Below are 8,159 nucleotides of genomic sequence, written 5' to 3'. Positions count from 1 at the left end.
TCTCCTTAATCTTTGATTCGGCACTTTGCTTCTTCTGTTTCATTATTGAACTTTTATTGGTTGATAAATTAAGAATTCATCTCTTAACTTTTATACCAATCTGTCCAAATTAAGCTGAAGACCTACAATGTTTTGGTGCGACCAAAACCCTTTAGGGGGCATCCCGTTGGTCTATAAAAAATATGGATGAAAAGATATAATTATAATCTCTTTCGCAATTCATTCATGTCACGGCTAACTTTCTCGTTAATTACTTTCGAATAAATCTGGGTTGTACGAATGTTTTTATGTCCTAACATAGAGCTGATGGATTCTATTGGAACACCATTAGCCAAAGTAACAGTAGTAGCAAAGGTATGCCTGGCGGTGTGAAAAGTGAGGTTTTTATTAATAGATGCCAGGTCTGCCAGCTCTTTAAGGTAAGCGTTAAGCTTTTGGTTGCTGAGGTTTGGTAGAATATGCTCTTCGGTTTTCTTAGCCGGGTAGAACTTGTACTTATCTATTATTTCAATTGCCTTGGGCAGTAATGGAACATTTGATGGTACTTTGGTTTTCTGACGTTGAGTGATTATCCAAAGATTACCGTCAATCCCTTTTCGGATATTGTCCATCGTCAAGTTGGCCACATCAATATAAGCTAGGCCAGAATAGCAGGAGAAGATAAAAATATCACGAACTGTGTCTAAACGGGATATATTTATTTTAAGGTCTTCGAGCTGATGCAACTCATCCTTGCTAAGAAACTCCCGCTTGACTTCAACTAGCGAAGCTTTATATTTGGCAAAAGGATCTTTTTCCATCCATTCATTGCGGATGGCGATATTAATTACCTTTTTAAAATTCTTGATGTATTTATAGGTTGTATTGTTATTGCATTTGCGAGTTGTTCTAAAGTAGTGTTCCAGATCTGTTATAAATGAAAACTTGAGTTGGTTAAGTGGGATATCATCCAGCCTGTATTGTTGATTGATAAATTTCTTGATATGTTCCAGGGTAGTTACATAGCGCTGTATCGTCGCAGGCGAGTAAGAAATCCCTGATAATTCTGATATCTGCCTGTTGTGATATTCAAAGACTTCCAATAGTGTACGTTTGTCTTCTTCGATGCCAAGAAACCTATTTTTTAATGTTTTGGCAGTAATATGCTCACCTTTCTTCACCATCGCAGTGTGGTGGTCAAAAATGCCATTCTTTAATACATCCAGGAATTGATTGATTTGTGCTGCCCCTTTCTTTTTAGGAAAAGCCTTATTTATTTTACCATTCCAGTTTTTAGGGTTAATATATCGGCCTGTTGCAATCTCAGCCCGTCCTTGGTCAATGAAAATACGCATGTATATCGGTGCTTCACCATGTTTGTTAGTCCTGTTCTTCCGAATCAGGAAACTAACTTTTAGAACAGAAAAAGTATTCATAGCAGGCGTTTTAGAACGGTTTAGTACACTTTGGTAAATGCAAGAAGGTTGAAATACCTAAAAGTGTTCACTCAATTTACAAAAACACCGTAATAACGTCAAGTGTAAATTTATGCATTATTTATTTTAATGTGTTTTGATCCAATTTGTTATGAGGTTATTGGTGAACAGTGGAGGAGTATGGATTGTACACTGGTGAGCTCCCGTATCAAACGTGTTTGTTTGGGTATTTATGGTCTGTGTAAAAATAAAAAAGACCGTAAATCGTTTGATTTACAGTCTTTTGATACAATTTGATAATTGCAATGCGGAGAGAGAGGGATTCGAACCCCCGGTACCTCGCGGTACAACGGTTTTCAAGACCGCCGCATTCGACCACTCTGCCATCTCTCCAATACTTTTATATTTTGTCTGAAACCCTTGTGGTCTCTGGTGTTTCAGTGTTTATCTCTTTCGATAACGGTTGCAAAAGTAGGGTAAATTTTTAAACTGCAAAACTATTTTTAGATAAAAATTAGCGTACCATTTTAAGCCCAATTCTATCTTTTTAATAACTAGGTTGATAATGATCGAAAAAAAATAAAATAATTTTAGTGAGAACACTTGAATGGCGCTTATAGTGGAGTGTTTGTTAGTATCTGGCTTAGCTTAGGGCTATTTTCGGCTTAGTCTGTAATTAGTATATTCTTTCACCATTCACCACTCAAAACGATAGTTATGGAAGTGCATTGTCTGGTTTCCCGTCTGAGCCGGCGCAGGAGAGAGACAGGTGAATACATAAAAAAAGGCTTTCCAATAATGAAAAGCCTCTTTCTATATGATAAAAGTTAAAACTTACTCGCCAACTTTAATTAATTCAACCTCAAATATAAGAGCTGAATAGGGAGGGATTACCTGACCGGCACCACGCTCACCATAAGCCAACTCATAAGGAATATAAAAGATGGTTTTACCACCTTCTTTCATTAACTGTAAACCTTCAGTCCATCCTGGAATAACCCTGTTTAATGGGAATGAAATAGGTTCGCTACCTTCTGAGCTGTCAAATACCTCACCATTAATCAATGAACCTTTATAATGTACTGTTACCAGGTCTGTTGCAGCAGGAGATGCTCCGGTTCCTTCTTCCATTACCTTATACTGAAGGCCACTTTCAGTAGTTAAAACACCTTCTTTTTTGGCATTTTCAGCTAAAAAGTCAATGCCAACCTGAGCTTTACCCATGGCAATAGCCTGACCGGCTTCTTCCAGTGTCAGCTGACCATTTTCGCTCATGGCTTCTTTGATTCCGGCAGCGATTAATTCCGGATTTAAGCCTTTTTCATTTTGAAGCTCACGTGCCATCATCACCCCGTAGCTGTAGCTGATGCTATCAGCCTGGTTACTTAACTTGGCAGGACCAGTTGGTGTTGTACATGACTGAGCCAATACTATTGTTGCAATAGCAAAGCTTGAACCGGCAATTTTCAGAAATAAATGTTTCATTCGATTGTTTTCCTTTTATTATTATAGCCCCAAAGGTATTTAAATAGTTGGATAAATAGCGATTTACATACAAAAGTTGGGCTATCCTTCATCTATAGTTGCAAATTGGATGAATGGGAGCTTGACCACAGCCCGGAGTTGGTAATTTAATCCTTGCACAATCCGCTGATAATTAATATTGAGTACAATTTAATTAATAGTTGCAATTGGAGTGATTTTAATCGTGTTATGTCCCTTTTGTACTTTGGAGTATGTAAGAATTGATTATCCTTAATAATTTAAACAGAATGAATTGCTATAGTCCTTATTCAAACATTCCTGCGCTTTATCCATGGACAACCTCGGACTGCCCTGTTAGAATAGGCTCTACATAATGGAATCCAATTCTCCTTTAACCAAGAATCAGAAAGATAGCCGGTCGCTTATTGATCTCCGGTAACTTACTTTTCCACTGCGCGATGGTTTTAGTTTGTATGAATTCAGTTTCCAGGGTAATATCGCAGGCGATGCACAGGCGGGTTTGAGGACGACAGGCCGATAGTATCTCCTGTAATACCTTCATGTTACGATAAGGCGCCTCAATAAATAATTGGGTCTGCTTCTCCCTGATTGAACGATCTTCCAGGTGTTTGATATGTTTACCTACCTCGCCTTTCTTGAGGGGAATATATCCGTTAAAAGCAAAGCTCTGTCCGTTTAAACCCGATGCCATCACCGATAACAGGATAGAGGAGGGGCCTACCAAAGGAATGGTCTGTATCTTTTTTTCATGCGCCAGCTTCACAACATCGGCACCGGGATCGGCCACACCGGGACATCCGGCCTCTGATAATAAACCGAGTTTATTGCCATCGTGGCAGGGTTTTAAAAATCCGGGTATGTCATTGGGATTCGTATGTTTATCAAGTACATAAAAAGTAAGATCGTCAATCTCAATGGCTTTATCCACCTTTTTAAGGAAGCGGCGGGCCGAGCGGACATTTTCAACCACAAAGTGTTTGATTGATCGGATGATTTCAATGGTTTCTGCCGGAAGGTTACGCTCAATGGGGCTTTCGCCTAAAGTATTGGGAATTAAATATAGCTTGCCTTTCATGTATATGATATTTGCTGATGTATTCTTTTACGTTCTTATTTTAAAGCTTGGGGCAAAAGTACATAATTGGAACAAAGCAATGCAAGTGGAATATATCACATTATTAATGTAGAATAGTTCTAAATAAAATTTGTAAGTTTGCCCTTCATCAATAAGATTAATGTTTTTAGAGTATTAATATGCAATATATTCTCAATTTAGTACGAAATCGTAACTTTGTTTTAGTGCTGGCTGTTGTGGTAGGTCTGGCACTCGGTGATTGGGCTGTTTATATTAAATCCTATACAACCTGGATTCTGGCCGTTGTCATGACCTTTTCAATGACTAATATTCGCACCTCCAGTTTATACCCGCTTCGTTCACTGGTAAAACCCATGATGACAGGTATTCTGTTGAACTATGTGCTTTATGCCATTGTAATGATTGGTCTGGCCTGGTTTATCATTGATGATAAAGAACTGTTTTACGGTTTTGTGGTCATTGCCACCACACCTCCCGGAGTGGCAATAATTCCTTTCTCCTACATATTGAAGGGCGATGTTGAATATTCAATAAAGGGGGTACTGGGTGCCTTTTTATGTACTGTTTTTGTTACACCATTCATAGTAGGATGGATAACAGGTAATGATGGTATTGAATCATTTGGGCTTTTTATGCTAATGGTTAAAACCATAGTTATTCCATTGATAATTTCCAGGATCTTATTATTGCCACTACCTTTTAAACTGGTTGACAAACTAAGGGGTAAGGTGGTTGACTGGGGATTTGCCTTGCTTATCTTTATTGCCGTAGGACTGAACAGAAAAGTGTTTTTTAGTGAACCGGGTATTTTAATTAAGATTGCCCTGATTTTGTTTTTGACACATTTTGTACTGGGTTTGGCCTATGAGAAAATGTGTAAAGTTTTAAAGCGAAATGAGGTCAAGGCAATGTCTGAGAACTTGTTGCTGACTATCAAGAGCTCGGGTTTTGCCGTGGTAACAGCCATTACCTTATTTGGTCAAAAGGCTGCTATTCCTACAGCTGGCCTGGCAATATTCGTATTATTGTACCTTCTTTTCTTATCGTTCAGAATGGAGTTGAAAGAAAAAAGCCGTCAGAAAAATTAATTCCGACGGCTAAAGGTAGTTCACCTTTTCAAGTTAAATTTCTACTTCTGAACTGAAGCAGCGTTTCCCGATTGTATTATTTATCGTGTCTGACACACCTCTTCCGGTCCAATTACATGCTTTTTAAATCATTAAACCATGTGGTGAGAGGGGTAGTGTCACTTTTAGTGCTTCTTTTAAAATTAAGCTTCTCAGGTGTCTTAATCAGCGACTTTAAAACTTAATGGCGAACAACGCTTGTTGTTACTACATAAACTAAAATATACAGGTACAAAAAAAGAAAGAAGCCACGGGGCTTCTTTCTTTCAACTCTTATTCTTATTTCGATTGATAGTCTACGAAATCTCTTTGAGCCTTAACTAAGTTCACAAGGTGCAGCATTAAATTCTGCGTCTCATGTAAGGTGTTTAAGTATAGTAAACTTACTTTCGTTCCGGCTTTTTCATTCTTAATACGCTTCAATTGTTTCTTACGATTTTCGCGCATACTGGCAAAAATGCTTTGCTGTTGTTCGATCAACTCATCCAATGAACCATAATCACCGGTTGTGATAATCTTGATCGCTTTAGCCATAAAGTCCTGAACATCCACTCTGACGCCGTTTAGTTCTTCAAACTGCTCTGGAGTAAACACTTTGTGGTTGTTGTCAATGTGTTCGAAAGCAGGATCAGTAACATACGATAAACAGTGAGCTACTTCACGCAGGTAATCAACAACCTGAATGTAATACAGGCTTGAATCGATTGACTGTTCCTGAAGCTTCTTAACTGTAGGATAAACGTTTCCTTTTAGTTTTTTGGCTTTCTTATTGATTGATTTAACCTCTTTGGTAATTTCCTTAAGGCTTCTTCTGTCTTCAGCTTCGAAATCGTGAATAGCCTGAGCGTAGATCTGAGACACTTTCTTAAGGATGTCTGTTACACTGTACTTACACTTCTCAAGTACTTTTTCAGCTAATATTTCACCGTTTACTTCTTCTATTTCAAAGTCTTCGATCTCAGTTTCTTCCTGCTTGCTTTTCTTATGGATAATGTGCGTACGGAATACCACGTAAACAGCAATAGCAACCAGTACAGCCACAAACCAAAGACCCAGTGTGCTGATCAGAAGCGCCATTACAAATGCCACTGTAAATGCAGATAGTGCAGTGAAGAACCATCCACCAATTACCGATAGTACTCCTGTAATACGGTATACAGCACTTTCGCGTCCCCAGGCGCGGTCAGCCAATGAACTACCCATTGCCACCATAAAGGTTACGTATGTTGTTGATAAAGGCAGTTTCATGTTTGTTGCAATGGAGATCAGGATACTGGCAACTACAAGGTTAACAGAAGCGCGAAGCATATCAAAAACAGGAGCTTCAGAGCCAAGCTGACGTCTTCTTTCTTCATAATTGGCAGAATCAAATTGACGGTTGATGGCATTGTTTACCGATTTGGGCAAAACAGCACTTACAGCGTTAGATGCATTGATTGATACACGAACGATTGAACGTGCAAAGTATGAAGAACCAAAACGCTCATCACCTTCTTGCTGACGGCTAAGATCCAATGAGGTTTTTACAACCGCCTTTGCTTTCTTTGATGTCCACAAGGTCACCACCATAACAGCACCGGCAATAATTAACATATAAGTAGGGGTGGATACTTTACCTGCTAACGCCTCCATGCTCGTGCCTGCATCTCCGCTGGCAGTAAAGATCTTAAATGACTCAAATCCGGCCAGAGGCACACCGATAAAGTTCACAAGGTCGTTACCGGCAAAGGCCATAGCAAGGGCAAATGTACCGGCTAATACAATGATTTTCAGGATATCAACCTTAAATACAAGCTTTAGGAACTGTAAAAGAATTGTCCATCCCGCCATACTGATGGCAATGATAGTAAGACCGTTGTTCTTGATCCAGTCCTTGGTGTCAGGGTCCATAAATGAAGCTCCCTTGGCACCTTTTACCAAAATAAAGTAGGTAATAGCTGTAATAGCGATACCTCCCCATATAGCGCCAAAATAATTTAAGCGCTTATCGTAATCAAATGAGAATATTAAACGTGTAATGTATTGAACCAATGCACCCACACTGAAAGATATCACCACAGAAAGCAGAATTCCTGAGATAATGGCTAATGCTTTTGCGGTATTGATATACTCGCTTAAGGCAATGTCAGGGTTGTTCGATACTTTGATAAGTGCAACAGCTACAGCCGCACCAAGTATTTCAAATACAATGGATACCGTGGTTGATGTGGGCATTCCAAATGTATTAAATACGTCAAGCAGAATCACATCTGTTATCATCACGGCCAGGAAGATGATCATGATTTCAGAAAAGATGAAATACTGCGGATTGAAAATTCCCTTTCGGGCAACTTCCATCATACCGCTCGAAAAGGTAGCTCCAAACAAAATACCCAGAGCGGCTACAATCATAATGTACTTGTAAGGTGCTGCTTTAGCGCCGATTGCTGAGTTAAGAAAGTTCACAGCATCATTACTCACACCTACAATCAGGTCAGAAATGGCCAAAGCAAATAAGACAATGACCAGAATGAAATAAATGTTTTCCATCAGAAAATGTTATTTGTTGTTCTTTTTCGCGAGGCAAACATAGCTACTCAACCGAACTATGGCATTGATTTAATCTTAAGCGAATGTTAAATTTGTGTTAATTCGCAACAAGTTAAATTTTTCTTAAACGTCATACAAATGATTTATAAGAAAATGTATCTTTTTGATAGTTAGGGGTAAATGGGCCATTCTTTTGACCGCTTAATGTGAATCCGGTTTTTGCAATATCGGCTTGTCAGGCTTAATTTTTAACTCAAGGGACAGAATTTTCTAATATTTATGATTTTTATCCACCGGTAAATTGCCTAACTTATATTGATTAGTTCACAAGTTGTCAGGTCATTAAATTATTAACTGATTATATTATTCATAATTCTTCATTATTATCCATTCAATGGATGTCGTATTAAAAAAGGTTTTTATAATTTTGCCTGACTTTGCGATAAATTTAGAAGGTAAGCTGACTTTCTTGTGTTTGTTGTTACA

At 38.5% G+C, this 8,159-nt stretch carries 5 protein-coding genes and 1 tRNA gene; 1 reads left to right on the top strand and 5 read right to left on the bottom strand.

The features are described from left to right. Positions 1-200: 200 nt before the first annotated feature. The 4 genes from ACRD69_RS15820 to ACRD69_RS15805 form a co-directional block, all read right to left on the bottom strand. On the bottom strand, positions 201-1,415 hold the full coding sequence (locus ACRD69_RS15820) for a site-specific integrase (protein WP_430816085.1): 1,215 nt from the start codon (positions 1,413-1,415) through the stop codon (positions 201-203). A gap of 308 nt (positions 1,416-1,723) precedes the next feature. After that, positions 1,724-1,808, bottom strand: a tRNA-Ser gene (locus ACRD69_RS15815). Positions 1,809-2,249: 441 nt separating this feature from the next. Then, positions 2,250-2,900, bottom strand: coding sequence for a BamJ family beta-barrel-assembly machinery protein (gene bamJ / locus ACRD69_RS15810; protein WP_430816084.1), 651 nt, complete (start codon positions 2,898-2,900; stop codon positions 2,250-2,252). A gap of 391 nt (positions 2,901-3,291) precedes the next feature. Further along, positions 3,292-3,996 (bottom strand): SAM-dependent methyltransferase, encoded by a 705-nt coding sequence (locus ACRD69_RS15805; RefSeq protein ID WP_430816083.1) that lies wholly within the window; start codon positions 3,994-3,996, stop codon positions 3,292-3,294. Positions 3,997-4,175: 179 nt separating this feature from the next. Here ACRD69_RS15805 and ACRD69_RS15800 point away from each other — a divergent pair, with 179 nt between their 5' ends. Next, positions 4,176-5,105, top strand: coding sequence for a bile acid:sodium symporter family protein (locus ACRD69_RS15800; RefSeq protein WP_430816082.1), 930 nt, complete (start codon positions 4,176-4,178; stop codon positions 5,103-5,105). Between the two features lie 318 nt (positions 5,106-5,423). Here ACRD69_RS15800 and ACRD69_RS15795 read toward each other — a convergent pair whose 3' ends face one another. Next, positions 5,424-7,673, bottom strand: a complete 2,250-nt coding sequence (locus ACRD69_RS15795) for an inorganic phosphate transporter (RefSeq protein WP_430816081.1) — start codon at positions 7,671-7,673, stop codon at positions 5,424-5,426. Between the last annotated feature and the right edge of the window lie 486 nt (positions 7,674-8,159).

The sequence above is a fragment of the Carboxylicivirga agarovorans genome, assembly GCF_050589845.1.
Taxonomy (GTDB): Bacteria; Bacteroidota; Bacteroidia; order Bacteroidales; family Marinilabiliaceae; genus Carboxylicivirga; species Carboxylicivirga agarovorans.
Note: the sequence above shows the minus strand (reverse complement) of the source record. Positions and strands in the feature narration are given on the sequence as shown.